Origin of the sequence: Brachybacterium sp. AOP29-B2-41, from assembly GCF_052378395.1 — a bacterium.
In the GTDB taxonomy this organism is placed as follows: domain Bacteria; phylum Actinomycetota; class Actinomycetes; order Actinomycetales; family Dermabacteraceae; genus Brachybacterium.
On the sequence record NZ_JBQSXR010000017.1, the window covers coordinates 12,879 to 36,406 of the forward strand.

A 23,528-nucleotide genomic window follows, 5' to 3' on the forward strand; every position below is an offset into this window, starting at 1 on the left:
CGGACCACCATGGATGCGGTGTCGGAGTCGGCCGGCCCGCGCAGGCAGCGGCCCGACGGCGCCCTGTCCTCCGCGGAGAGAAAGTCCCGAGCGCGCTCGAAGGTGCGTCGCCACCTGGGCCGGTACTGGCAGTTGTGGGTGATGCTGGCGCCCGCGCTGGGGTTCCTCATCGTGTTCGCCTATGTGCCGATGTACGGGATCCAGCTGGCATTCCGTGAATTCGACTTCGCCAAGGGGCTCACCGGTGGAGAGTGGGTGGGGCTGAAGTACTTCATCCAGTTCTTCGAGAGCCCGCTGTTCGGTGACCTCATGCGCAACACGGTCATGATCAGCTTGGCCACGCTGGTGCTGGGCTTCCTCACGCCGATCGCGCTGGCGCTGGTGATCAACCAGATCCTCCACTCGCGGCTGAGAAGGATCGTGCAGACGGTGACCTACCTGCCGCACTTCATCTCGATCGTGGTGATCGTGGGGATGCTGCAGGTGTTCCTCTCCCCCAGCACCGGCCTGATCACCCGCTTCCTCGCCTTCTTCGGCCTGGAGGACGTCAACTTCCTCGGGAGCACCAGCGCCTTCGTCCCCGTGTACGTGCTCTCGGACATCTGGCAGCACACCGGCTGGAACAGCATCATCTATCTCGCCGCGCTCGCCGGCGTGAACACCCAGCTGTATGAGGCGGCGCGCATCGACGGGGCCTCCCGGCTGCAGATCATCCGCCATGTCGACATCCCGGCCCTGGTGCCGACGATGATCATCCTGCTGATCCTCAACATGGGCGGAGTGCTGAACACCGGCTTCGAGAAGGTGTTCCTGATGCAGAACACGCTGAACCTCCCGGTCTCGGAGGTCATCGCGACCTACACCTACAAGATCGGCATCCTCTCCAGCCAGTTCAGCTACTCCACGGCGATCGGGCTGTTCAACACCATCATCAACTTCGCGTTCCTGGTGATCGCCAACCAGATCTCCAAGCGCGCCTCCGACACGAGCCTGTGGTGAGGGGCCCCATGACCACCGAGACCGCTGAGACCACTGAGACCACACGCCGTCCTGTCCCTCGCAGCTCCCCTCGCCGGCTGGGCCGCCGCCTGACCGGCAATGACATGGTCTTCACCGTCGTCATCGCTCTGATCTGCGCAATAGTCCTGTTCACGACGCTCTACCCGCTGTACTTCGTCATGATCGCCTCCATCAGCGATCCGACGGCTGTCGCGACGGGAAGGGTCGCGTTCCTGCCGAAGAACATCAGCTTCTTCGGATATCAGCAGATCTTCGAGGACACCCGCATCTGGGTCGGGTACCGGAACACTCTGATCTACAGCGTGGTGGGGACGGCGCTGAACCTCGTGGTCACGCTGCCTGCGGCCTATGCGCTCTCGCGGCGTGAATTCCGGCCGCGACGCCCGCTCATGCTGATCTTCGCCTTCACGATGTTCTTCAGCGGCGGTCTGATCCCGACCTACCTGCTGTACCGGGATCTGGGGCTGCTGGACAACTGGCTGGTGTTCATCCTCCCCTCGGCGCTGAATGTGTTCAACCTGATCATCGCGCGAGCATTCTTCGAGAACTCACTGCCCGAAGAGCTCTTCGAGGCCGCCATGATCGACGGCGTGGACTACTTCCGCTTCTTCACCACCATTGCGCTGCCGCTGTCCAAAGCACTGATCTCCCTGATCGGCCTGTACTACCTGGTGCAGCACTGGAACGACTTCTTCACCGGGCTGATCTTCGTGCGGGACTACGACAAACAGCCTCTGCAGATCGTCCTGCGGGACATCCTCCTGTCCAACCAGGCCTTCTCCGGTGGCGCCGGGGGTGCGGGAGGTTCGGGAGGTGCCTACGGGCAGCGCTACGCCGACCAGATCAAGTACGGGGTCATCATCGTCTCCACGCTGCCCGTCATCATCCTGTACCCGTTCCTGCAGAAGTACTTCGAGAAGGGCGTGCTGATCGGGTCGGTGAAGGGGTGAGCGCCCTGGCCCCGGCGCGGCCGGCGAGGCTGATGCCTCAGCTGGTGCGCTGGCACCTGGTCGTCGGTGAGCTGGCGCTGCGACTGTTCCTGCTGCAGCTGCTCTGGGTGCTCGGCACCCTGGCCGGTGCGGTGGTGCTCGGAGCGCTGCCGGCGACGGCAGCGCTGTGCACCGTGCTGAGGGAAGACCGGCTCGAGCAGATCGCGGAGGAGGCCGGGGAACGTCCGCGCCCCAGGCCCCGGCTCTGGAAGGAGTTCTGGGGCGCCTGGCGCAAGGAGTTCTGGCGGGCCCACCGCCTGGGTGGGGTGCTGCTGCTGGGATGGCTGCTGCTCGCCCTGGACCGCGCAGTGCTGACCGGAGTCGCGCTGGGATCCATCGCTCCGCTGGTGAGCGGGCTGGTGGTGGTGCTGACGGTGGTGCTGGTGCTGCTGAGCGCCGTGGTGTGGCCGCTGGCCGCCCACTTCGCCGACCCCATCGGCCGGGTGCTGCGGATGGGCCTGGTGCTGCTGCTGCGCCGGCCATCGATCGCACTGTTCACCGCAGTCCTGCTCGCCGCAACGATCTGGGTGGCCCAGACCGTTCCCGGGCTGGTGCCCGTGTTCGGCATCGCCCTGCCTGCGTGGGCGGTGACGAGGTTGATGTGGCGTTCCGGTGCGATGCCGCTCAGCTCGTGATCAGCCTTCGAGCCAGCGCGGCTCCACCAGAGTGATCCGGGGCCCGGCGCCGTCGATCTGGAGCAGTCGCACCAGCTCTCCGACGGCGAGCTCGCTGATCTCCACGCGGCGAGGATCGATCTGCGGCACCGCGGCCAGCAGCGGACTGATATCTGCCAGATACTCGCCGCTGAGCCCGATGAGCAGTCGCGTCTCGTCCACCAGTGCGCCGGCGGCGGCCATCGCGAACAGCACCTGACGCACACCGGTGATGCCGAACAGGGCGGTGCGCTGCGTGGGGAGCGTGATCCGCAGCGCCCTGTCCGGTACGTCGGCGAGCGCTCCGGCGTCGAGCACCACCTCGAGCTGCGCCTCCTCTGCGGCGTCCTCGACCCCGGCCAGGAAGCGGGAGACGTCATTGCGTGACCGTCTGCGGTCCGGCGCACCGAACAGCAGCAGCCGATCACAGCCCTCCTCGAGGGTCCGCTCCACGACCATCTGTCCCAGCATCTCGAAGTCGAGGTCCACGACGGAGCCCTGGGGGAATTCCTCGGGCTTGCCGATCGTCACGAAGGGCAGCCCGGAGTCGATCACCGGGGCGACGCGCTCGTCGAACCGGTCCAGCTCCATCAGGATCAGGCCCTCGCACACCCCGGTGCGGACCACCCGCCGAATCCCTGCCGCTCCCTCCTGCGCAGTGACCAGCAGGATGTCGTAGCCGTGTCGGCGGGCCTCGCGGGCGATCGCCGCGATGAAGACCATCAGCACTCCATCGTCAGCCCCGGTCTCGGGGACCATCAGGCCGATCACGCCGCTGCGCCGGGAGCGCAGGGTGCGAGCGCCGGAGTTGGGGTGATATCCGAGCTTGGCGATCGCGTCCTCGACCCGGACACGGGTCTCCTCGGAGATCGGGCGGGAGCCGGTGAGCACATAGCTCACGGTGGATTGGGAGACGCCGGCGAGCCGAGCGACGTCCTGGCTCGTCGGGGCTTTCGCCCTCGCCGCTGTCTTCCTCACCGCCACGCCCGGTCTCCCTCCCCGGATGTGCTCACCCGATGCTCAGCCCCGCGCTGCCAGTCTTCCATGACTGCAGAGCTGAGCTGCGCCCGTCTTCGGAATCCAGGATCCGAGCGGCGGCGAGCGCCTCCTCGAGCAGGTCCGCGAGCTGCACTCGGGTGCCGGTGTCGGCCGCGCGGACCGCCGCTTCGACGATCGCCTGGGTCCATACATTCCCGTGCACCTCGGAGTCCGGCATCGGCCCGCCGCGCAGCGCCGCGCAGAACCGCGCGAGGGAGTCTGCCAACTCCCAGCGGGCATCCGGTGCAGGAGTGCGGCCGAGGACGACCTCTGCGGCTTCCTTCTCGGCCCGGTGGGCGGCAGGCACGGTCTCGCCGTCCCAGAGCACGCTCCCGAGCTCGCAGCTGATCCGCCACTCGCCGTTCCAGCTGGTCTCGGCCCCCGGAGCGGCCCAGGAGCCGGCGAAGGTGTGCACGGTCCCGCTGTCGTAGGTGATGGTCACCGTGGCGGCGGTGTCTCCGGCGTACCAGCTCCAGGAAGGGTTGTAGGAGGCGGCGGTGACGGCGAGCGGATTGCCGTCGACCAGCACCCGACCGGCGTCGAAGGCGTGGATCGCCATGTCCACGATCAGCGGGTGATCCATCTCGTCGCGGAAGCCGCCGAAGCGGGGCGCCTTGTAGAAGCGGGTGTCCACGATGCCGGCACCGCCGAGCTCGTCGGCCAGGCGCCGCGCCTCGTGCAGGTGGGGGTTGTTGCGCCGGGACTGGGAGACCATGAACAGCTGCCCGGTGGCCTCCGCATGGCCGGCGAGCGAGACCGCCTCGGCGAGGGTCGCAGCGCACGGCTTCTCCCCCAGCACCGGGAATCCGGCGTGCAGGGCGTCCGCGGTGACGGCGTGGTGGGCGGCCGGGATCGTCACGTCGATGACCGCCTCCGCGCCGGAGCGCCGGGCGACCTCGAGGGCGTCGGTCCCGGTGACGATCCCGGCCTGCTGCTCCTCGGGCACCACCTCGGAGACCGCGCGTTCCGCGGCTCCCTCGAGCAGGTCAGCCACCCCGACCAGCCGGGCCGCGTCGCTGCGCAACACCGTGCTGATCCACGCTCGGCCCATGCCGCCGGCGCCGATCACGACGACCGGGACGGGGGTTGGTGCTGTTGCGGCGGTGTGCGTGCTCATGCGCTCTTCCCTGCTGCTGCGGCGTCGCCCACGCCCTGGCCGACGGCGCCGGTGGTGAACCATTCGGTCTCATACCGGTCCAGGAAGGGCACTTGGCGGTCGGCGACCGCCGGCCGGGCCCACTGCACGCTGTTGGCGATCACGCGCCGGACCGCCTGGTGCTGATAGACGGGATAGTCCTGGTCACCGGGGCTGAAGTAGAAGATCTTGCCCTTGCCTCGCCGGAAGGTGCAGCCGGAGCGGAACACCTCTCCCCCGCTGAAGGAGGAGACGAAGACCAGCTCATCGGGCACCGGGATGTCGAAGTGCTCCCCGTACATCTCCTGCTCGGGGATGACGATCGGGTGCGGTACGCCCTCGGCGATCGGATGTGAGGGATTCACGGTCCAGACCAGCTCACGGTCGGCCTCGTTGCGCCAGCGCAGCGTGCAGGTGGTGCCCATCAGCCGGACGAACGGCTTGGACCAGTGCCCCGAATGCAGGACCACCAGGCCCATCCCGGCCAGCACATGCTTCTGGACCCGCTCGGCGACCTCGTCGGACACCTCGTCGTGGGCCATGTGCCCCCACCAGGTGAGGACGTCGGTCGCCGCGAGGACCTCTTCGCTGAGCCCATGCTCAGGATCGTCCAGGAGGGCGAAGCGGGTGGTCACCTCATCGCCGAGATTCTCGACGATGCCGTCGCGGATCGCGGCGTGCATCCCTTCGGGATAGTGCTCTCGAACGCGCGCATCGCGCTGCTCGTGGCGGTTCTCGCCCCAGACGGTGACGCGCAGGGGGCTGGTATTCATGGGCATGGGTGTCCTTGGGTGGGGTGAGGGGAGTCGTGGGTCATCCCGTGACAGCTCCGACGGTGAGGTCTGACTTCGTCGTCTCATATCTGAGAAGACTCATCGATTCGAATCAACTATGAGCGGAACGTCGGGTGCCCGAAATCATGTCCGACGTTCGCAGGCCATGCAAGCCCCATGGCGCATCACCGCCGGCAGCTCTCCATGAACGACTGTCGATTCGTATCCCGTCCGAATCGCGCCCGAAGTGCGACTCTGCTCCGATCGACTCCCGCGCGCTCCCGGAGCCACATCGAGGCGCCCCCGCATCTTCGCAGCGGGACGGTGCTAGCGTGCCGGGGTGACCGTTCCGGATGTTCGTCCCAGCTCCCCGTCCGCCGCTGCCGCGATCGGCTTCGATCGCGAGAAGTACATCGAGCTGCAGTCGCGGCACATCCAGCAGCGCCGCGAGGAGATCGGCGGAAAGCTGTACCTGGAGATGGGCGGCAAGCTCTTCGATGACCACCACGCCGCGAGAGTGCTGCCAGGCTTCACGCCGGACAACAAGATCGCGATGCTGCATCGGCTGAAGGATGAGCTGGAGATCCTGGTGTGCCTGAACGCCAAGGACCTCGAGCGGCAGAAGGTCCGCGCAGATCTGGGCATCTCCTACGAGGACGACATGCTGCGCCTCATCGATGTGTTCCGCGAGCATGGCTTCCTGGTGGAGAACGTGGTGCTCACCCAGCTGGAGGACTCCAACCAGGTCGCGCACGCCTTCATCGAGCGGCTGCAGCGGCTGGGCCTGAACGTCGCCCGGCACACCGTGATCCCCGGCTATCCGCAGGACACGGAACGGATCGTCTCCGCGCAGGGCCTCGGGGCGAACGAGTACTCGCACACCACCCGGGACCTGATCGTGGTGACGGCGCCGGGGCCGGGCTCCGGCAAGCTGGCCACCTGTCTCTCGCAGATCTATCACGATCATCAGCGCGGGATCAGCTCGGGATATGCGAAGTTCGAGACCTTCCCGATCTGGAACCTGCCGCTCGAGCATCCGGTGAACCTCGCCTATGAATCGGCGACGGCAGATCTTGATGATCTGAACCTCATCGACCCCTTCCATCTCGCGACCTATGGCAAGCAGGTCACCAGCTACAACCGGGACGTCGAGGTGTTCCCGCTGCTGCGCACGCTGCTGGAGCGGCTGACGGGCGACTCTCCCTACGCCTCACCCACCGATATGGGGGTGAACCTCGCCGGCGACTGCATCGTGGATGACGCGGTGTGCAGGGAGGCGTCGCGCCAGGAGATCATCCGCCGCTATTACAAGGCGCTCATGCATGAGCGGATCAATGACGAGGACAACGTCGTCTCCCAGCGGATCGGGATGATCATGTCCAAGGCCGGCTGCGTGCTCAGCGACCGGGCCGTGGTGGAGCCCGCCCTCGCGGTCGAGGCCCGCACCGGGGAACCGGGCGCCGCGATCCAGCTGGCCGACGGCAGGATCATCACCGGCAAGACCTCGCCCCTGCTGGGCTGCTCGGCGGCGATGCTGCTGAACGCGCTCAAGCACCTGGCCGGGCTCGAGGACTCCGTGCAGCTGCTCTCCCCCTCCTCGATCGAGCCGATCCAGACTCTGAAGACGGAGCATCTGGGCTCCCGGAACCCCCGCCTGCACACCGACGAGGTGCTGATCGCGCTATCGGTCTCGGCATCCACCGATGAGAACGCGCGTCGGGCGATCGACCAGCTGCGCAGCCTGGCAGGCTGCGATGTGCACACCACCACGATCCTCGGCACCGTCGACGAGGACATCTTCCGCAACCTCGGGATCTCGGTGACCTCCGAGCCGCGGTTCCTGCACAAGGCGCTCTACCACAAGCGCTGAGCAGACCGGCCGCTCACCCCATCGCGTGCAGCGTCAGCGCCGCGAGGAAGCCGAGGGTCCCGAGCAGCCCGGTGTACAGCGAGTCCTTCGCGAAGGCCTCGGGGATCATGGTGTCGGTGATCATGGCGAGGATCGCTCCGGCGGCGAGCGCGTTCACCACCGCGAGGGTCGCGGGAGGTGCCCCGTCCAGCAGCAGGAAGCCGGCGAGCGAGGCGAGCCCGGAGGCCAGCGCGATCGCACCCCAGATCCCGAACACGTACCTGCGGCTGCGCCCGGCACGCTTCCAGCCGGCGCTGCTGGAGAGCCCCTCCGGCACGTTGGAGATGAACACCGCGGCGAACATCGGGATGCTCAGTCCCGGGCCGGCGAGCACGCTGAGCCCGAGCACCATGGACTCGGGGATCCCATCCAGAAGGGCGCCGATCGCGATTGCTCCCCCGCTGCCGGACTGCTCGTCCTCGGAGGTCTGCTGCTCACCGCTGCGCTTGCGGTGCCGGGCGCCATAACGGGCCAGCACGATGTTCAGTCCCACGTAGATCAGAGCGCCGGCGAGGAAGCCGCCGGCTGTGGCGAGCAGCCCGCCCTGGTCCATCGCGTCTGAGACCAGCTCGAAGGTGAGCGCGGAGATCAGCACCCCGGCGCCGAAGGCCATGATCCCTGCGACGATCGCCGGCGGGACCTTCACGAACCAGGCGATCGCGCTGCCGAGCAGCAGCGCACCGCCGACGATCAGCCCTGCCAGCAGGGCGAGCAGCCAGGGAGCCATGTCGTCTCCTCACGATCGATCGGGCGCGGTGGGTGCCGACGATAGCCCTCTCCTCAGCCGTGGACGGTGTCACCGTCGAGGACTCAGCCCACGACGGTCCTCAGCACCCGCGCCGGGGAGCCGACCACGAGGGCTCGTGCCGGCACGTCCTTGGTGACGACCGACGCCGCCGCGATCACCGCGTCATCCCCGATGGTGACGCCGGGCAGGATCGTGACGTTCGCGCCGACCCAGACGTTCTTACCGATCACCACCGGGGAGGGGTGCAGGTCCCCGCGGCGGCTGGGGGCGAGGTCATGGTTCAACGTGGCGATCACGGTGTTGTGACCGATGAGGCAGTCGTCACCGATCTCGAGCCCGCCCTGATCCTGAAAGCGGCAGCCGGCGTTGAGGAACACGCGTTTGCCCAGGCGGATGTTCTTGCCGAAGTCGGAGGTGAAGGGTGGGAAGAGGGTGACGCTCTCGTCGACCTGGCGACCGGTGAGCTCGGTGAGCAGCTCCCGCACGCGCGCCGGTTCGTGGTAGCTGCCGTTGAGCTCGCCGGTGATCCGCAGCGCTTCCTGGCTGGTCTCGTGCATCACGGCGTGCAAGGGGGAGTTCGCAGGCACCGTCTCGCCGGAGTCGAGGGCGCTGAGCAGGTCGGCGAGTGTCATGGAGCTGCCTTCTACGAGTGGCCGCGCCTCGATCAGGCGGCGAGTCGATCCAGCGTACCCAGCGGGTTCGCACCAGGTGGGCCGAGAGGCGGGCGCTGCACGGACTACCGTGCTCCCATGATGTCCGCCCGCTCTGCTCGCCGCTGGTTGCTGCGATCCCTGGTCGCCGTGCTCGTGCTGGTGCTGCTCGCGGTGGTGGGCATCGTGGCATGGAGCCGAATCGGCGTCATGTCCGCAGAGTCAGCACCGCTGCGCAACGTCGTCGAGGACCCTCGCCTCTCGCTCGCCGAGACCGACACCTCGCTGCTCCTGCAGCCAGCGGAGTCCGGCCCCGCCCGCACCGGGCTCGTCTTCTACCCCGGGGCGAAGGTCGAGCCTGAGGCATATGTCGCGCGCCTGGCGGATCTGGTCACTGCGCAGGGCATGACCGTGGTGATCGTGAAGCCCACGCTGAACTTGGCCCTGCTGGATCGGCGCGACCTGGATCTCTTCACCGGTGCCGCGCCCGAGGTCGAGACCTGGCTCGTGGGCGGTCACTCGCTCGGCGGGGTGCGCGCCTGCCAGCTCGCCCTCGAGGCCGACGCTCTGGTGCTGTTCGCGGCGTACTGCGCCGACGACCTCTCCACTGCTCAGCTGCCCGTGCTGAGCCTCGCGGGCGGCGAGGATGGGCTCTCGACTCCGGCGGACATCCTCGCGCACCGTGACCGCCTGCCGAGCACTGCGACCATGGTCGAGGTCGACGGCGCGAGCCATGCGAGCTTCGGCGACTACGGTGCGCAGTCCGGAGACGGGACGGCGACCCTCTCCGACCAGGAGATGAATGTCGCGGTCAGCGCTGCGGTGGCCGAGTTCCTCGCGGCCCGCGGCTGAGAGATATTCCTCGGCGCCCCTGATGGAGCGGCGAAGAGGGGTGACCTGGCGTGAGAGAGTTTCTCGGTCTGCGCGCCGGATCGGGGATATCCGGCGCGCGGCCATGACCTGCCCCGTCGGCCGCCCCTGGGACTCCGTGCTCTACTGGGCAGATGACTACGGATATCTCCCACCGCCGCCGGATGACCCGCACTGAAGCATTGGGCTGGAATCCAGACTGGTCCGTCGGAGACATCCGCCTGATCGGCGAGAACTTCGACCGGGTGGAAGCGGTGACCTTCTACCGCACCTCATCCAATGGCAGCGTCACCGCACAGGATGCCGAGGGCCGCTCGGTGATGTACCTCTACCCGGGATATGTCGAGTTCCGCAAGGGGCTCGCACCCGAGGAGCGCCCCGAGCCGGACTGGCATGGACTGGCGCTGTCCTCCTTCCGCCCCCGCTCGGCCACGTCGTCCAAGGGCGAGGAGCGGCTCACCTTCTGCCCGAGCTGCTTCTACGCGCTCCCCTCGACCGGGGTGTGCGACACCTGCGACTGAGCAGGACCTGGCGCTGAGGAATCCCTCCTGTCTCGGTAGCCTGGCCCCGCCAGCGACGACGCCGGCCAGACTCTGAGGAGCGCCATGCCGATCACCCACCCCGCGCAGCCCGACTTCGCCTCCGCAGCCGAGCAGACGGTGTGGGATCACCTGAGCGTTCAGCTGCCGGACGACGCCGTGCTGATCGCCGGGCAGCGCCTCACCGCGGGAGGCGAGGAGATCGAGGCGGATCTTCTGGTGCTGTGGCCGGGCTTCGGCCTGGCGGTGATCGAGGTCAAGGGCGGGCGGGTCTCTCTGCGGGACGGGCGCTGGTATCAGGGTGACCGCAGCGGGCAGCGGGAGCTGAAGAAGTCCCCGATCGATCAGGCGCAGAAGGCGAAGCATCACCTCATCGAGTACCTCAACGCGGGAGCATCCCGGAACATCGGCCGCGCCGTGCACCTGGCTGTCCTGCCCTACACCGAGCTGCCGAGCGACTGGGACGTCCCCGAGGCACCGCGCGGCATCACCCTGGACAGCACCGACCTGCCCCGCCTCGCGGACCGGATCGTGCATGCCCTGAACGCCCAGACCCGTGGGGTGTACCCGCCGCTGGATGCGCAGCAGTGCGCCTACGCGGTGAAGCGGCTGCGTCGGACCCATCGCGCGATCGAGAACCATCAGCTGCTGGCCCGCGAGATCGCGGACGCAGGCAATGCGCGAACCAGTGAGCAGGAGAGGGCGATCGCGCTGCTGCGCTTCCAGCACCGGGCGCAGATCATCGGCGGGGCCGGTTCGGGCAAGACCCACCTGGCGATGATCAAGGCCCGCACCCTGGCCCGCGACGGCTTCCGCACAGCCCTGCTGTGCTACTCCCGCGGCCTGGCTCGGCACTTCCAGCTGCTCGCCGCCACGTGGCCTGAGGAGGAGCGACCCGCCTACGTCGGGCTCTTCCACGACCTCCCGGTGCGCTGGGGAGCGGAGACCGAGGAGCAGTTCGACGGCGATCCCGTCACCTACTACGAGGAGTATCTCCCCCGCCGTCTCGCCGAGCTCGCCGCCGTCCAGGATCCGGAGGAGCTGTTCGACGCGATCGTGGTCGATGAGGCGCAGGACTTCGCAGATGTCTGGTGGGACGGGTTGCAGCCATGCCTGCGGGATCCCGGGGAGGGGGTGCTATTCGTGTTCACCGACGAGCACCAGAGCGTGTTCGATCGGGAGGGCCGCGCCCCGATCACCCTGAATCCCTTCCCGCTGGACGATAACCTGCGCAACACCAAGTCGATCGCCCGCACCTTCGCGCCGCTCACCCCGCTCACGCAGAACCCGCGGATGGACGACGGAGCCCCGGTCCGCTACGTGGAGTCCCTCTCCGCGGAGGCGGTCGCCGCCGCCGACGATGTCGTCGAGCAGCTCATGGACGAGGGCTGGAAGCCCGGCCAGATCGCCCTGCTCACCACCCGCAGTCGTCACCCGGTCCAGAAGGAACAGGTGGAGCAGTACGGCTATGACGGCTACTGGGACGAGTTCTTCGCTGCGACGGATGTCTTCTACGGGCACGTGCTGAACTTCAAGGGCCTTGAGCGGCCCGTGGTGGTGCTCGCCATCAATGGCTTCGGCTCGGCCGAGCGTGCCCCGCAACTGCTGTACGTGGGGCTCTCACGGCCGCGGTCACTGCTGGTGGTGGTCGGGGATCAGGGCGAGATCTGGGATGCCGGCGGCGGCGATGTGCTGCAGAGGATCCGCGGCAGGTAGACGGAGGAAGGTCGCCGGGCCCCGGCGTCACTCCTCGACCGGCGCGTAGACCGCGGGGAGGACTGCCTGGGGAGAACCGGCGTGAGCTTCACCGAGGCGGCCTCGGTCCCCTTCGGAACGTCGAAGATCAGCTGGTACACCGCGTTCTCGCCGGGGGCGAGCTCTCTCATGGTGGGCTCCTTCGCCGGGTCCGTGGAGAGCAGACCGGACGGCTTCTGGCGAGAGTGGATCAGTGTGTCGGCGTCGATGAGCTCGTAGGTGCTCAGAGGCGACAGCACCTCGGTGCTGTTGTCCGTCAGCGCGATCTCGACGACCACGAACTCTCCCTCGGCCGTGATCTCGTAGTCCGTCCCGGCGTAGAGCACGCCCGCTCGCTCGACTCCGGTGACCTCCATCGGGAAGGCCGCCGCGGCCTTCGCCGTCTCGGCGGCCTGGGCGGACGCTGTTGCCTCGACGGCCTCCTCGCTCTCCCTCTCCGCGGCCGCTGACCGGCTCTCGTCGGCCGCGGCCTCCGAGTGGGAGGCCTCCACCCTCGCCACGGCGTCGCGGCGCATCCCACCGATCACCACGAACACCGCCACGAGCACCAGCGCCAGACACACGACGCCGAACCCCACCACCGGACCCCAGAACCGCGCTCCCGTGGCCTTGGGCGGCATCTTGGCCTCATCAGGCCGCTCCTGCTCGTCCGTCTCGACCGTCTCGTCCCGCTCGTGCTCGCGCAGCCACCCCGGCGGCGTCCCCGGGGTCAGAATAACCAGGGAGCAGGAGGTGCGGAGCACCTCTGCGCGCGGCTCCCGGCCGCTGCGCATGCCGCGCGCGCCGAGCGAAAAACCCGGCTCGATTGATTGCCGCGAACCTCTTGACAAGACCGAGCCGCACCCCGCACTCTCTACGTCATACGAATAACGCTTCGTCGGGCGGACCGCCCAGCGACCGGACGACGAGGAGCACGGCATGGCGCAGCGCCCCACCATGCACGACGTGGCCGCGAAGGCCGGAGTGTCCCAGGCCGTCGTCTCCCTCGTGCTCAGCGGACGCTATGCGGGGCGCGCTTCCGAGACCACGGCCGAGCGCATCCGCGAGGCCTCCGCCGCGCTCGGCTACCGCACGAACCTCCAGGCGAAGACGCTGAAGACCGGCGTCTCCGAGATCGTCGGCCTGGTCGGCGACGACGTGGCCACCTCCCCCTTCTCGGGCCAGATGATCAAGGGCGCCCAGGATCGTGTCTGGGAGGAGGGCAGCACCCTGATGACCGTCGACACCGGAGGGGACGCCGCGCTCGAAGCCGCCGCGATCGACACGATGCTGTCCCACCAGGTGCGCGGTCTCCTGTACACGGCGATGTACCACCGCGAGCTCGACGTCCCCGACGCGGCGCTCGAGACCCGCGCCGTCGCCCTCAACGCCCGCGACCTCGCGGGCCGCATCCCCAGCGTCATCCCCGATGACGAGCAGGGCGGCTACGACGCGACGCAGGTCCTGATCGATGCGGGCCACACCCGCATCGGCATGATCAACATCTTCCCCCGGGAGGGGATCCCCGCGGCCCGCGATCGACGCCGCGGCTACGAGCGCGCCCTGACCGAGGCCGGCATCGTCCCGGATCCGGACCTCCTCTTCGCCGGCGAAGGCAACCACAGCAGCGGCCACGATGGCGCGCACGCCCTGCTCGGCCTGGACGATCCCGCCACCGCGATCTTCTGCGGCAACGACCGTACGGCCCTGGGCGCCTATCAGGCGATCTATGACCTCGGCCTGAGCATCCCCGAGAACGTCTCGATCGTCGGCTTCGACGACCAGGACATCCTGCGGGACTACTTCCACCCGGGGCTCACCACCGTGGCGCTCCCCTTCATCGCGATGGGCGAGCGTGCCGCCGCGCTCGTCCTGGATCCGACCGCCCCGGCCGCGACCCACGCCATCCCCTGCCCCGTGATCCATCGCGGATCCGTCGCTCCACCGAAAGGACGCTGACGCATGACCACCGACACCGCCGTCGGGCCTCCGACCTCTCAGGCACCCGTGCCGCCGGAGCTCTCGCACCCGCCGTCCCGCAGATCCACCTCGCGCCAGACCCGCCTGCGAAGGATCCTCCACAGCTGGCAGTTATACGTACTACTCGCGCCGGCCGTCCTCTACCTGATCGTGTTCAAGTACTGGCCGATGTACGGCGCGCAGATCGCATTCCGCGAGTACAACCCGGTCGACGGCTTCTTCTGGAGCCCCTGGGTCGGTCTGGAGCACTTCGAGGCCTTCGTCACGAGCTTCCAGTTCGAGCGCATCGTCGCGAACACGCTGACGATCAACACCGTGGGCCTGCTGGTCGCGTTCCCGGTGCCGATCATCCTGGCCCTGATCGTGAACCAGCTGCCCAGCGAACGCTTCAAGCGGCTCACGCAGACCGTCCTGTACTCGCCCTCATTCATCTCGGTGGTGGTGGTCGTGGGCATGATCCACCTCCTCTTCTCGCCGAGCTCGGGCCTGGTCAACCATCTGATCACGACCTTCGGCGGCCAGCCGATCTTCTTCATGGGCGCCCCGGAGTGGTTCCGCCCGCTCTACATCGGCTCCGACGTGTGGCAGAACGCCGGCTTCTCGATGATCATCTACCTCGCCGCTCTCACCGCGATCGATCCCTCGCTCCATGAGGCCGCGCGCATGGACGGGGCGAACCGCTTCCAGCGGATCCGGCACATCGACATCCCCGGGATCCTCCCGGTGATCACGATCCTGTTCATCCTCGCCGTCGGCAACATCTTCAACCTCGGCTTCGAGAAGGTCTACCTGATGCAGACCGACCTGAACCTGCCCACCTCCGAGGTCATCAACACCTATGTGTACAAGGTCGGCCTGCAGGGCGCCCAGTTCAGCTACTCGGCGGCCATCGGGCTGTTCAACTCCGTCCTGAACCTCCTCCTTCTGGTGACCTTCAACTGGGTCGCGAAGAAGGCCAACCAGTCGAGCCTGTGGTGATACCGATGACAACACCGACCAATACTCTTCGGGGCACGCTCCCCGACCTCGCACCCCGTCGCCAGAGCCTTGCGCAGCGCCTCGCCGACCCGCTCTTCGCGGTCGTCACCTACGGGCTCATCGCGATCACGATGCTCGTGATCGTCTATCCGCTGTACTTCATCGTCATCGCCTCGATCTCGGACCCGAACCTGGTCCAGCAGGGCAAGGTCGTCCTGCTCCCCAAGGGCATCACCTTCGACGGGTACCTCACGATCTTCGGCACCTCGACCATCGTGCGCGGCTTCCTGAACTCGGTGGTCTACACCGTGGTCGGCACCGTGATCAGCGTGACGATGATCCTCTTCGGTGCCTACGCCCTGGCCCGCAAGGACATGCCCGGCCGGAACCTGTTCATGATCCTGTTCGTGATCACGATGTTCTTCGACGGCGGCATGATCGCGCGCTATCTCGTGGTCAAGGAGCTCGGGATGCTCGACACCATGTGGGCCGTGGTGCTGCCCGGCGCGGTGGGCGTCTGGAACCTCATCATCGCCCGCACCTTCTTCGAGCAGAACCTCTCCCCCGAGCTGAGGGAGGCCTCCCAGCTGGACGGCGCCTCCGACTTCCGCTTCTTCTTCGGCATCGCACTGCCCCTGTCGAAGCCGCTCATCGTGCTCATGGCGATGATCCACATCGTGGCGAACTGGAACGCCTTCTTCGACGCGATGATCTACCTCAGCGACGAGTCGAAGTACCCCCTCCAGCTGATCCTGCGCAACGTGCTCATCCAGTCGCAGGCCTCCGCCTCCGGCATGGACATGGCATCGATGGACTCCACCGCCGCGGCCCAGAAGATGGGCGAGCTGCTGAAGTACTCGATGATCGTCGTCTCCACGATCCCGCTGCTCATCGCCTTCCCCTTCCTCCAGCGCTACTTCGTCAAGGGCGCCACCCTCGGCGCCCTGAAGAGCTGACCGATCCCCCGCCGGCCACCCTTGCCCCTCCTCTGCAGTCCCCCCGGTTATACGAACAACTGCACGGCAATCCGTGACGAAGGAGTCTCACCATGCTGACCCAACCCCTGCTGACCCGTTCCCTGCTCTCCCGCCGCCGGTTCACGCTTGGCGCCACCGCTCTCTCCCTGACCGCCGGCCTCGCCGCCTGCGGGCGGCCCTCCGCGAAGGAGACCGAGGACCTGTCCGCCGAGGTCGGGCTCACCGACTCCGGCCTGCCGATCGTCGAGGAGGAGCTCACGCTCCGGTTCGGCGGAGCGAAGTCCGCGCTCGCCCCCGATTACGAGTCCATGGAGCTCGTGAAGACCTGGGCTTCTGACTCCGGCATCACCATCTCCTGGGACAACGAGCCGGACGAGGTCTGGGCCGAGAAGAAGAACCTCCTCCTGGCCAGCGGTGAGCTGCCCGATGCGCTGTTCAACTCGGGCCTGTCCGATGCCGAGGTCGCGAAGTACGGCGCCAACGGCACGCTGCTCGCTCTCAACGACCTCATCGAGGAGCACGCCCCGATCCTCCGGGCCCGGCTCGAGGAGCGGCCCGACATCCGGGCCGCCATGACCGCCTCCGACGGCAACATCTACACGCTCCCGAAGGTCGAGGAGATGGGCCTGGTGGCCTTCCCCTCGATGCTCTTCATCGACACCGGATGGCTGGATGAGCTCGGTCTGTCGATGCCCACCACCGTCGACGAGTACCACGAGGCGCTGCTCGCCTTCAAGGAGTCCGGGCCCGGGGCGCTCCCCCTGTCCTTCATGGGAAGCAGCTCGCTCGGCGATCTCATCGCCGCCATCGGCGGTCAGGTCGTCACCCCCGATCACCGCATCGTGGAGGACGGCGAGGTCCAGTTCACCGCGAACAAGGACGGCTACCGCGACGCGATCGCCGTGCTTCACACGTGGTTCACCGAGGGGCTGATCGACCAGGAGGCCTTCTCCCAGGACTACGTGAAGATGGTCGCCAAGGGCAAGCTGGAGCCGAAGGCGCTGGGCTCGTTCTACTTCTGGGAGGCACCCGAGGTGGTCGGCCCGGAGCGGGCCGACAGCTATGAGCTGGTCCCGCTGTTCCCCGGTCCCGACGGCGTCATCCGGGCCTGCGTCGCGAACAACCAGGAGATCAATCGCGGAGCCTTCGCGATCACGCGCACCAATGAGTACGCCGCGGCGACCATGCGCTGGGTCGACATGCTCTTCGACCCGGTCATGAGCGCCCAGACGAACTGGGGGCCGATCGGCGCCTCGCAGGAGATGAACGGCGAGGGCATGCTCGAGCAGATCCCCGTGGAGGGCGGCCAGACCGAGCAGGAGCGACGCGTCAAGGTCGCCCCGGGCGGACCGCTCATGGTCACCGCCGACGACTTCGCGAACGTCGTGCTCGCCGAACCCCGGGCCGCGGTCCGCCAGGAGCAGATCGTCGAGCACTTCGAGCCGCACCGTGCGAACGAGCAGTACCCGCCGGTGATGCTCTCGGTCGAGGAGCTGAACCGGATCAGCACGCTCGAGGCCGACGTCACCACGCTCGTGAACGAGAAGATCGCCACCTGGATCGTCAAGGGCGGCATCGAGGACGAGTGGGACGGCTACGTGACCCAGCTCGAGACGATGGGACTGCCCGAGATCGTCGAGGTCTACCAGACCGCCCACGACCGCTTCACCGAGAACTCCTGACCCCGTGCCCCGCGCCGCCGGCGCCAGCACTCCCCCATCCACTCCTGTCGACTGAGAGATCATGACTCCCACCGCCCTGTCCGCATCTCGTACCGAGCTGTTCCGTCCTCGTTTCCATCTGACCCCAGAAGCCACCTGGATGAACGACCCCAACGGTCTGATCCGGTACGACGGCCGCTGGCACGCGTTCTATCAGAACAACCCCCACGGCAGCCTCTGGGGGAATCTCTCCTGGGGCCACGCGGTCTCCGACGACCTCGCGACGTGGACGCATCTGCCGGTCGCGCTGCCCTGCTCGGAGAACGAGATGATCTTCTCCGGCAGCGTCGTCCACGACGCCGCCAACAGCTCCGGGCTGGCCGCACCGGGCGAGCCGGGGCCTCTGGTCGCCTTCTACACCAGTGCGTACTCGGAGTCCCATCCCACCCGCGCCGGGATCCAGGCCCAGTCCATCGCCTACTCGACCGACGGCGGCACGGTGTGGACGTATTACGAGGGCAACCCCATCCTGGACCGCGACTCCAAGAACTTCCGCGATCCCAAGGTGTTCTTCCACCCCGAGACCGAACGCTGGGTGATGGTCACGGTCGAGGCCGTCGACTACCGCGTCCACCTGTTCACCTCCTCGGATCTGCTCACCTGGGAGCCCTCCTCGACGTTCGCGCATCCCGAGGTGGACGGCGGGATCTGGGAGTGCCCCGATCTGCTGCGGGTGCCCGTCTCGGGCCCCGGGGCACGGCCCGGGCAGGAGGCCTGGGTGCTCGTGCTCAGCACCAACCCCGGGGGGCCTGCCGGCGGATCGGGCACCTATCTGCTGATCGGCGACTTCGACGGTCGCCGCTTCTCCTCCGAGGGATCGCCGCGCCCTCTGGATCTGGGACCCGACTGCTATGCGGCGGTCTCCTTCTCCGGCGTGGAGGGGGACCCTGTGCTGCTGGGCTGGATGAACAATTGGGCGTACGCGACGCAGACCCCCACCGATCCCTGGCGCTCGGCGATGACCCTGCCGCGGACGCTGCACCTCGCGGCGACGGTCGACGGCTCGCTCGAGGTGATCCAGCACCTCGTGGTGCCGTCGGAGATCCGCACGCTCGAGCTCGGCGACGGTGCCGCCGACGGCTCCAGCGAGTCGACGATGCTGGACGCCGAGGAGCCGTTCCGTGTCCGCGGGACTCTGTCGGCCCTCGATCCGCAGCAGCTGGTGCTGCGGTTCGCCGATGGCTCCTCGCAGGCCCAGACCCTCGTCCTCTCGATGGATGCGCAGGGCCGCGTCGTCCTGGACCGCAGCGCTGCTCATGCGGCACCGTTCGCCCCGGACCACTCGCTCTCGCATCCGTATGCTCCCCGGGTCCCGAGCGACCGCGTGTCCTACGACCTGATCGTGGACCGGTCCTGCATCGACCTCGAGCTGGACGGGGGCCGCGGCGTGGTCTCCCAGCAGATCTTCCCCGGGGGCTCGGAGGTCACCGTCAGCCTGGAACCCGCCGAATGAGCCAGCCGGGAGGAGATCGGGCCGGGCAGGTGCTGGTGGTCGGCGAGGCGCTGGTGGACCTCGTCCGCACCGCAGATGGCGAGGCCCGTGCCCATCCCGGAGGAAGTCCGGCCAATATCGCCGTCGGCCTGTCCCGGCTCGGAGTCCCGACCGAGCTGCTGACCGCTCTCGGCGCGGACGCGCACGGCGATCTGCTGCGGTCGCATCTCGCGACCGCCGGGGTCCGTGTGCGTCCGACGCCGCTGGCGCGGGCGACCTCGACCGCCGAGGCGCAGCTCGCCGCCGACGGGTCTGCCGGCTACCTCTTCGAGGTCGACTGGGAGCCCGGCCCGTTCACGGCTGGGCCCGTCCGGGTCCTGCACACCGGTTCGCTCGCGATGGTCCTCGAACCGGGGGCGAGCCAGGTCCTCGCAGCACTCGCGGCGGCGGGGCCGGGGATCGTGATCAGCATCGACCCGAACGTGCGCCCCGGCCTCGGCCTGCCTCGGGAGCAGGTGCACGCGCAGCTCGAGGGCTTCGCGGCCCGCGCGCATCTGGTGAAGCTGAGCGACGAGGACCTCGCCTGGGTGTATCCCGGAGCCACCGTCGAGGAGGCCTCCGCCCACCTGCACCGCCTCGGGGTGCACCTGGTCGTGGTGACCCGCGGGGCGGACGGCTGCGCCCTCTCGGGCCCGGACTGGCGCAGCGAGCTGCCAGCGCCGACGGCGGCGGTGATCGACACGATCGGTGCCGGAGACTCGTTCATGTCGGGTCTGCTCTTCGCGCTGCTGGCCGCCGGCGGCCAGCGCGAGCTGCTCGCGGGGACGGTGTCCCGGCAGCAGGCCGAGGCCTGGGCGCGCACGGCGATGCGCTGTGCGGCGATCACCGTCGGCCGGGCCGGGGCGCAGCCGCCGTTCGTCGACGAGCTGCCCCCGGAGGCTCAGAGCGAGACGATCAGCAGCGTCCCGCCGAACACGATGCCGGAGGCGATGAGCACGATCGTGGTGTAGCCGAGGATGTCGCGCATCTTCAGCCCGGCGATGGCCAGCAGGGGGATCGCCCAGAACGGCTGGATCATGTTGGTCCACTGGTCACCGTAGGAGACCGCCATGATGGTGATCGCCGGGTCCACACCGAGCTCGGCGCCAGCATTGAGCATGATCGGGCCCTGGACCGCGAACTGCCCCCCGCCGGAGGGGACGAAGAAGTTCACCAGGCCCGCCGAGAGGAAGGCGAACAGCCCGAAGGTGGTGGTGTTGGAGATCGAGACGAAGGCATCGGAGAAGACCTGCACCAGCCCGGAGCCGACCATCATCCCCAGGATCCCGGCGTAGAGCGGGAACTGCAGCAGGATCTCGCCCACGTTGGAGGCGGCGTTCTTGGTGAGGTGGATCAGCTCAAAGGGGTTCTTCACCAGCAGCAGGATCAGGGCCAGGAAGGACCAGTTCACGGTGTCCAGGGTCAGCGTGCCTCCGCGGGTGAAGTGCAGCACCAGATAGGCCACCAGGGCGAGCCCGGTCAGCCCGGTCACCAGGCGGCTCGCGTCGAGCCGGTCGGCCGGGGTCACGATCTCCTCCTGACCGTCCTCCGCCACCTCGCGCGCGTCGATCGACAGCTCCGTGATCGTGTCGCCCTTGCGGGGCGCAACCAGGAACAGCGCGACGGCGACGAAGAGGATCGTGACCACCGCGGCGATCATGTTCCATCCGGAGAAGACGGTCTCGGACATGGGGACCGTCTGCCCGCCGAGGGACTCCGCGAGGAACGAGCCCTCGGTCGCAGCGGTGAGGGGGCCGGAGGCCGAGTAGCCCATGTGCCACACGACGAAGCCGCCGAAGCCCGCGGCCACCAGCATCGGGAAGTGCAGCTTGAGCCCGCGCTCGCGGCCCTGGTAGGCCACCTCACGAGCCAGCAGGCCGCCGACCACGAGGCCCAGGCCCCAGGTGATCAACGACGCCGCGGCAGCCACGACGAAGACGAAGACGTAGGCGCTCAGCTCGGTCTTCGGGATCGAGGCGAGGAAGGCCAGGAGCTTCCGCACCGGCCCGGTGTTCGCCAGGATGTGACCCAGCAGCAGGATCAGCGCCATCTGGGTCATGAAGGCCAGCAGCCCGGCCAGTCCGTCGCCCCAGTGCACGACGAGATCGGCCGGCCCGGTATCGGTGAGGATCAGGCCCAGGATCGCCACGATGAAGGTCAGGACGATCGAGAACACCAGGGCGGAGGGGATGAATCGCTCCACCACATGGTTCAGAGGGCGCATGGCGCGTGAGATCGCCGTGCCCTCCTTCCTGGTGCTGCGGGTTTCGGGCGCGCTGGACACCGGGGGTGCTCCTCAGGGGGAAGTGGGGCCGGTCTGCACTGCTCTGTGCAGGTGACGGGGCCCTCAGCGGTTGTGGCGTGAACCACCATAGAACGAATCGGGTCATGGCGTGGCGCGATTCCCACGCCCGTGCGTGCGCTCAGGTGGAGCGGGTCAGGTGACGGACAACTGCGAGCGTGAGCAGCGCAGACAGCACCGGGAGCACGGTCCCGAGGGCGAGGAATGCTCCGAAGCTTTCGGTGTAGTCCTGCATCCAGGCGAAATTCATGCCGAAGAAGCCGGTCATGAGCGTGAGCGGGAGGAAGATCATCGCGACCAGGGTCAGCCGCTCGGAGACGAGCACTCCCTGCTCGGCGAGGAGGTCTCCGAGCATCGCGTAGAGACGGGAGGACGCTGAACGATTCGCGTCGAACACCGCTGCCGCTCGTCCCAGCCCTCGCTGCTCCGCCTCGGGCACCGGTTGTGCGAGCTCCTCGTCCGGAGAGGTCAGACGATGAAGCACCGCCTGGATCTCCTGGATCCGGAACAGGTCCGAGCGGAGACGCCCCAACACCCGGCACTGCGGTGAGGAGGTGAAGCCGGTCGTGCGGTCTTCGAGTTCCTCGCCCTGCAGACCCTCTCGATGCTCATGCACATCATTCGTGGTCTCAGCGATATCCATCGATCCCACACCTCCTCGACGCTCAGACAGGTGGCGGTGGTGACGCCATACGCTCCATATTCGTCGATCCGAGCGAGCTGCATGCAGTCTGGCCGAGATCAGCCGTGCCAGCACCCCACCACGGCCGACGGGCCCCGGCATTCCGCCGAGGCCCGTCAAGGTTCTGGATCTGACGAGGTCACGCGACCTTCGTCAGCTCCGAGAAGGTGATGATGTAGTCCGGGGAGTCGATCGACATCACCTCGGTGAGGTTCGAGGCGTAGTAGCAGGCGTCGTTCCCCTCGGTGCCGGACTTCAGGGTGCCGGAGAACGTCACCGTATCGCCGGGGGCGAGCCCCAGCGCCGAGTCGTACAGCTCGGTGCCCTGCTCGATCAGGGTGTTGTCGCTGATATCGGAGAAGGCGTTGTTCCAGGTGCCGATCTCGATGTCCTCGTCGATCGAGATCACCACGACGGCCTTGCCCTCGCCATTCGCGTCGACCGTCTCCACGGTGCCGATCCAGTCCTGCACTGCGCCGTCGGGGACGGACTCGCACATCGCATCGCTGCGCACGTTCAGCACATTGGCGACCTGCAGGTCGGTCTCGGCGGACTCAGCATCGGTGCGGCCCTGGGCGACAGCAGCAGACATCGCCTGCTGCGCCGCGGGGACGTCAGCAGCCGGCGCCTCCTCGACGACCGCCTCCTGGGCAGGCTCTTCCGTCGCCGGCTCCTCCTCCGTGACGACGACCTCCTCGAGCGGGGCTTCCTCACTCGCGGGAGCTGCTTCAGCCACCTCCTCGTCGACCGCGTCGACCGCGTCATCCTCGACCGCCTCAGCCGGGGCGGTGACGACGACTTCCTCACGCTCACCCGAGGCCTCGCCGCCGCCGCCGGTGGCGAGGTTGGTGCCGCCGAAGATCAGGCCGATGACCAGGACGATCGGGGTGATGATCCACGCGACCTTCTTGTTCTTCTCGTACCCGGCCAGCTGCTGGCCGGTGCTGTCCTTGCCACCGGTGAGCACGATGAGGAGCAGGTCGATGAGCGTCCAGAGGCCGGCACCGCCGCAGGTGATGAGCTTGAGGACGCCGAGACCCACGAAGCCGCGGTAGAAGCGGTCCACACCCAGGAAGCCGAGGAAGAGGGCCAGCAGCCAGGCCACGACGAAGTCCTTCGGCGGCTGCTGCGCCGGGGCCTGGGTGCCAGGCCCGCCCTGGTACGGACCGGGAGCGTAGTGCGGGGCGGCGGGACCCTGGTGGCCGAAGGCTGGATGCCCGCCGTAGCCCGGGGGCTGCGGCGCGGGCGGATAGGGCGAACCCTGCCCCGGGTTCTGGGGGCCGAAGCCCGGCTGCTGAGGGGAACCGCCATGGGGCGGGGGCGGGATCGAGGTCATCGAAGCTCCTTGAGGAGAGCGGA

General features: G+C 68.0%; 22 protein-coding genes. 13 read left to right on the forward strand and 9 right to left on the reverse strand.

The genetic code is table 11. The annotated features are described in order from the left end of the window. The first annotated feature begins 18 nt into the window (after nt 1-18). From ACT3T9_RS14945 to ACT3T9_RS14955, 3 genes are read left to right on the forward strand one after another with little or no spacing between them, the layout of a single operon-like run. Nucleotides 19-999, forward strand: coding sequence for an ABC transporter permease (locus ACT3T9_RS14945; RefSeq protein WP_444606921.1), 981 nt, complete (start codon nt 19-21; stop codon nt 997-999). An 8-nt stretch (nt 1,000-1,007) separates the two neighbouring features. Further along, nucleotides 1,008-1,970: a carbohydrate ABC transporter permease gene (locus tag ACT3T9_RS14950; RefSeq protein WP_345079535.1), complete on the forward strand. Its 963-nt coding sequence runs from the start codon at nt 1,008-1,010 to the stop codon at nt 1,968-1,970. Next, nucleotides 1,967-2,644 (forward strand): YesL family protein, encoded by a 678-nt coding sequence (locus tag ACT3T9_RS14955; RefSeq protein WP_444502252.1) that lies wholly within the window; start codon nt 1,967-1,969, stop codon nt 2,642-2,644. Before ACT3T9_RS14950 ends, ACT3T9_RS14955 begins: the two co-directional genes overlap by 4 nt. Here ACT3T9_RS14955 and ACT3T9_RS14960 read toward each other — a convergent pair whose 3' ends face one another. Genes ACT3T9_RS14960 through ACT3T9_RS14970 form a run of 3 tightly spaced genes read right to left on the reverse strand, consistent with a single transcriptional unit; the run spans nt 2,645 to nt 5,614 of the window. Further along, the gene (locus ACT3T9_RS14960) at nt 2,645-3,646 is read right to left on the reverse strand and encodes a LacI family DNA-binding transcriptional regulator (protein WP_345079529.1); all 1,002 of its coding nucleotides are present in this window, start codon (nt 3,644-3,646) and stop codon (nt 2,645-2,647) included. 25 nt (nt 3,647-3,671) lie between these two features. Beyond that, nucleotides 3,672-4,817 carry a Gfo/Idh/MocA family protein gene (locus tag ACT3T9_RS14965; RefSeq protein ID WP_345079526.1) on the reverse strand — a complete coding sequence of 382 codons (1,146 nt, stop codon included), beginning with the start codon at nt 4,815-4,817 and terminating at the stop codon, nt 3,672-3,674. Then, nucleotides 4,814-5,614 carry a ThuA domain-containing protein gene (locus ACT3T9_RS14970; RefSeq protein ID WP_444502253.1) on the reverse strand — a complete coding sequence of 267 codons (801 nt, stop codon included), beginning with the start codon at nt 5,612-5,614 and terminating at the stop codon, nt 4,814-4,816. Before ACT3T9_RS14970 ends, ACT3T9_RS14965 begins: the two co-directional genes overlap by 4 nt. A 334-nt stretch (nt 5,615-5,948) precedes the next feature. On the opposite strand from ACT3T9_RS14970, the gene ACT3T9_RS14975 reads away from it, so the two are divergent. Next, the gene (locus tag ACT3T9_RS14975; RefSeq protein WP_444502254.1) at nt 5,949-7,478 is read left to right on the forward strand and encodes a DUF1846 domain-containing protein; all 1,530 of its coding nucleotides are present in this window, start codon (nt 5,949-5,951) and stop codon (nt 7,476-7,478) included. A 13-nt stretch (nt 7,479-7,491) separates the two neighbouring features. On the opposite strand, the gene ACT3T9_RS14980 is transcribed toward ACT3T9_RS14975, so the two are convergent. Together ACT3T9_RS14980 and ACT3T9_RS14985 are read right to left on the reverse strand one after the other, a co-directional pair. Then, nucleotides 7,492-8,244 (reverse strand): ZIP family metal transporter, encoded by a 753-nt coding sequence (locus tag ACT3T9_RS14980; protein ID WP_444502255.1) that lies wholly within the window; start codon nt 8,242-8,244, stop codon nt 7,492-7,494. 83 nt (nt 8,245-8,327) lie between these two features. After that, entirely contained in the window at nt 8,328-8,897 is a 570-nt protein-coding gene (locus ACT3T9_RS14985; RefSeq protein ID WP_444502256.1) for a DapH/DapD/GlmU-related protein, read from the reverse strand. A 117-nt stretch (nt 8,898-9,014) separates the two neighbouring features. Between ACT3T9_RS14985 and ACT3T9_RS14990 the strand changes: the two genes are divergently transcribed. From ACT3T9_RS14990 to ACT3T9_RS15000, 3 genes are all read left to right on the forward strand, one after another. After that, nucleotides 9,015-9,767, forward strand: coding sequence for an alpha/beta hydrolase (locus tag ACT3T9_RS14990; protein ID WP_444502257.1), 753 nt, complete (start codon nt 9,015-9,017; stop codon nt 9,765-9,767). Between the two features lie 152 nt (nt 9,768-9,919). Further along, entirely contained in the window at nt 9,920-10,306 is a 387-nt protein-coding gene (locus ACT3T9_RS14995) for a hypothetical protein (RefSeq protein WP_441444576.1), read from the forward strand. Nucleotides 10,307-10,390: 84 nt separating this feature from the next. Next, a complete protein-coding gene (locus tag ACT3T9_RS15000) occupies nt 10,391-12,040 on the forward strand; it encodes an NERD domain-containing protein (RefSeq protein WP_444606922.1) in 1,650 nt (549 codons plus the stop codon). Here the strand turns inward: ACT3T9_RS15000 and ACT3T9_RS15005 are convergent. After that, nucleotides 11,980-12,822, reverse strand: a complete 843-nt coding sequence (locus ACT3T9_RS15005; protein WP_444502258.1) for a hypothetical protein — start codon at nt 12,820-12,822, stop codon at nt 11,980-11,982. The two genes, ACT3T9_RS15000 and ACT3T9_RS15005, sit on opposite strands and share 61 nt — an antisense overlap. Nucleotides 12,823-12,997: 175 nt before the next feature. On the opposite strand from ACT3T9_RS15005, the gene ACT3T9_RS15010 reads away from it, so the two are divergent. The 6 genes from ACT3T9_RS15010 to ACT3T9_RS15035 all read left to right on the forward strand — a co-directional run bounded on the left by ACT3T9_RS15010 (nt 12,998) and on the right by ACT3T9_RS15035 (nt 20,156). Further along, complete coding sequence (locus ACT3T9_RS15010; RefSeq protein ID WP_441444579.1) at nt 12,998-14,017, forward strand: LacI family DNA-binding transcriptional regulator; 1,020 nt, start codon at nt 12,998-13,000, stop codon at nt 14,015-14,017. A 3-nt stretch (nt 14,018-14,020) separates the two neighbouring features. After that, nucleotides 14,021-15,016, forward strand: a complete 996-nt coding sequence (locus ACT3T9_RS15015; protein WP_441444580.1) for an ABC transporter permease — start codon at nt 14,021-14,023, stop codon at nt 15,014-15,016. 5 nt (nt 15,017-15,021) lie between these two features. Further along, nucleotides 15,022-15,972, forward strand: coding sequence for a carbohydrate ABC transporter permease (locus ACT3T9_RS15020; protein ID WP_444606923.1), 951 nt, complete (start codon nt 15,022-15,024; stop codon nt 15,970-15,972). Between the two features lie 92 nt (nt 15,973-16,064). After that, complete coding sequence (locus ACT3T9_RS15025) at nt 16,065-17,675, forward strand: extracellular solute-binding protein (protein WP_444606924.1); 1,611 nt, start codon at nt 16,065-16,067, stop codon at nt 17,673-17,675. Nucleotides 17,676-17,736: 61 nt separating this feature from the next. Further along, complete coding sequence (locus ACT3T9_RS15030) at nt 17,737-19,167, forward strand: GH32 C-terminal domain-containing protein (RefSeq protein WP_444606925.1); 1,431 nt, start codon at nt 17,737-17,739, stop codon at nt 19,165-19,167. Next, nucleotides 19,164-20,156, forward strand: a complete 993-nt coding sequence (locus ACT3T9_RS15035; RefSeq protein WP_441444584.1) for a carbohydrate kinase family protein — start codon at nt 19,164-19,166, stop codon at nt 20,154-20,156. The genes ACT3T9_RS15030 and ACT3T9_RS15035 overlap by 4 nt, the downstream gene beginning before the upstream one ends. Here the strand turns inward: ACT3T9_RS15035 and ACT3T9_RS15040 are convergent. The 3 genes from ACT3T9_RS15040 to ACT3T9_RS15050 form a co-directional block, all read right to left on the reverse strand. Further along, the gene (locus ACT3T9_RS15040; RefSeq protein WP_444606955.1) at nt 20,087-21,409 is read right to left on the reverse strand and encodes a short-chain fatty acid transporter; all 1,323 of its coding nucleotides are present in this window, start codon (nt 21,407-21,409) and stop codon (nt 20,087-20,089) included. The two genes, ACT3T9_RS15035 and ACT3T9_RS15040, sit on opposite strands and share 70 nt — an antisense overlap. A 199-nt stretch (nt 21,410-21,608) precedes the next feature. Continuing rightward, nucleotides 21,609-22,130 (reverse strand): CorA family divalent cation transporter, encoded by a 522-nt coding sequence (locus ACT3T9_RS15045; RefSeq protein WP_442332682.1) that lies wholly within the window; start codon nt 22,128-22,130, stop codon nt 21,609-21,611. A gap of 178 nt (nt 22,131-22,308) precedes the next feature. Next, the gene (locus ACT3T9_RS15050) at nt 22,309-23,505 is read right to left on the reverse strand and encodes a TM2 domain-containing protein (RefSeq protein WP_444606926.1); all 1,197 of its coding nucleotides are present in this window, start codon (nt 23,503-23,505) and stop codon (nt 22,309-22,311) included. Nucleotides 23,506-23,528 lie beyond the last annotated feature (23 nt).

What these genes read in the sequence shown, in the direction of transcription:
- ACT3T9_RS14980 (WP_444502255.1), bottom strand. Translation starts at nt 8,244, where the DNA reads ATGGCTCCCTGGCTGCTCGCCCTGCTGGCAGGGCTGATCGTCGGCGGT.
- ACT3T9_RS14970 (WP_444502253.1), bottom strand. Translation starts at nt 5,614, where the DNA reads ATGCCCATGAATACCAGCCCCCTGCGCGTCACCGTCTGGGGCGAGAAC.
- ACT3T9_RS15025 (WP_444606924.1), top strand. Translation starts at nt 16,065, where the DNA reads ATGCTGACCCAACCCCTGCTGACCCGTTCCCTGCTCTCCCGCCGCCGG.
- ACT3T9_RS15035 (WP_441444584.1), top strand. Translation starts at nt 19,164, where the DNA reads ATGAGCCAGCCGGGAGGAGATCGGGCCGGGCAGGTGCTGGTGGTCGGC.
- ACT3T9_RS15030 (WP_444606925.1), top strand. Translation starts at nt 17,737, where the DNA reads ATGACTCCCACCGCCCTGTCCGCATCTCGTACCGAGCTGTTCCGTCCT.
- ACT3T9_RS14950 (WP_345079535.1), top strand. Translation starts at nt 1,008, where the DNA reads ATGACCACCGAGACCGCTGAGACCACTGAGACCACACGCCGTCCTGTC.
- ACT3T9_RS15000 (WP_444606922.1), top strand. Translation starts at nt 10,391, where the DNA reads ATGCCGATCACCCACCCCGCGCAGCCCGACTTCGCCTCCGCAGCCGAG.
- ACT3T9_RS14990 (WP_444502257.1), top strand. Translation starts at nt 9,015, where the DNA reads ATGATGTCCGCCCGCTCTGCTCGCCGCTGGTTGCTGCGATCCCTGGTC.
- ACT3T9_RS14995 (WP_441444576.1), top strand. Translation starts at nt 9,920, where the DNA reads ATGACTACGGATATCTCCCACCGCCGCCGGATGACCCGCACTGAAGCA.
- ACT3T9_RS15020 (WP_444606923.1), top strand. Translation starts at nt 15,022, where the DNA reads ATGACAACACCGACCAATACTCTTCGGGGCACGCTCCCCGACCTCGCA.
- ACT3T9_RS14985 (WP_444502256.1), bottom strand. Translation starts at nt 8,897, where the DNA reads ATGACACTCGCCGACCTGCTCAGCGCCCTCGACTCCGGCGAGACGGTG.
- ACT3T9_RS15010 (WP_441444579.1), top strand. Translation starts at nt 12,998, where the DNA reads ATGGCGCAGCGCCCCACCATGCACGACGTGGCCGCGAAGGCCGGAGTG.
- ACT3T9_RS15045 (WP_442332682.1), bottom strand. Translation starts at nt 22,130, where the DNA reads ATGGATATCGCTGAGACCACGAATGATGTGCATGAGCATCGAGAGGGT.
- ACT3T9_RS15015 (WP_441444580.1), top strand. Translation starts at nt 14,021, where the DNA reads ATGACCACCGACACCGCCGTCGGGCCTCCGACCTCTCAGGCACCCGTG.
- ACT3T9_RS15050 (WP_444606926.1), bottom strand. Translation starts at nt 23,505, where the DNA reads ATGACCTCGATCCCGCCCCCGCCCCATGGCGGTTCCCCTCAGCAGCCG.
- ACT3T9_RS14965 (WP_345079526.1), bottom strand. Translation starts at nt 4,817, where the DNA reads ATGAGCACGCACACCGCCGCAACAGCACCAACCCCCGTCCCGGTCGTC.
- ACT3T9_RS15040 (WP_444606955.1), bottom strand. Translation starts at nt 21,409, where the DNA reads ATGCGCCCTCTGAACCATGTGGTGGAGCGATTCATCCCCTCCGCCCTG.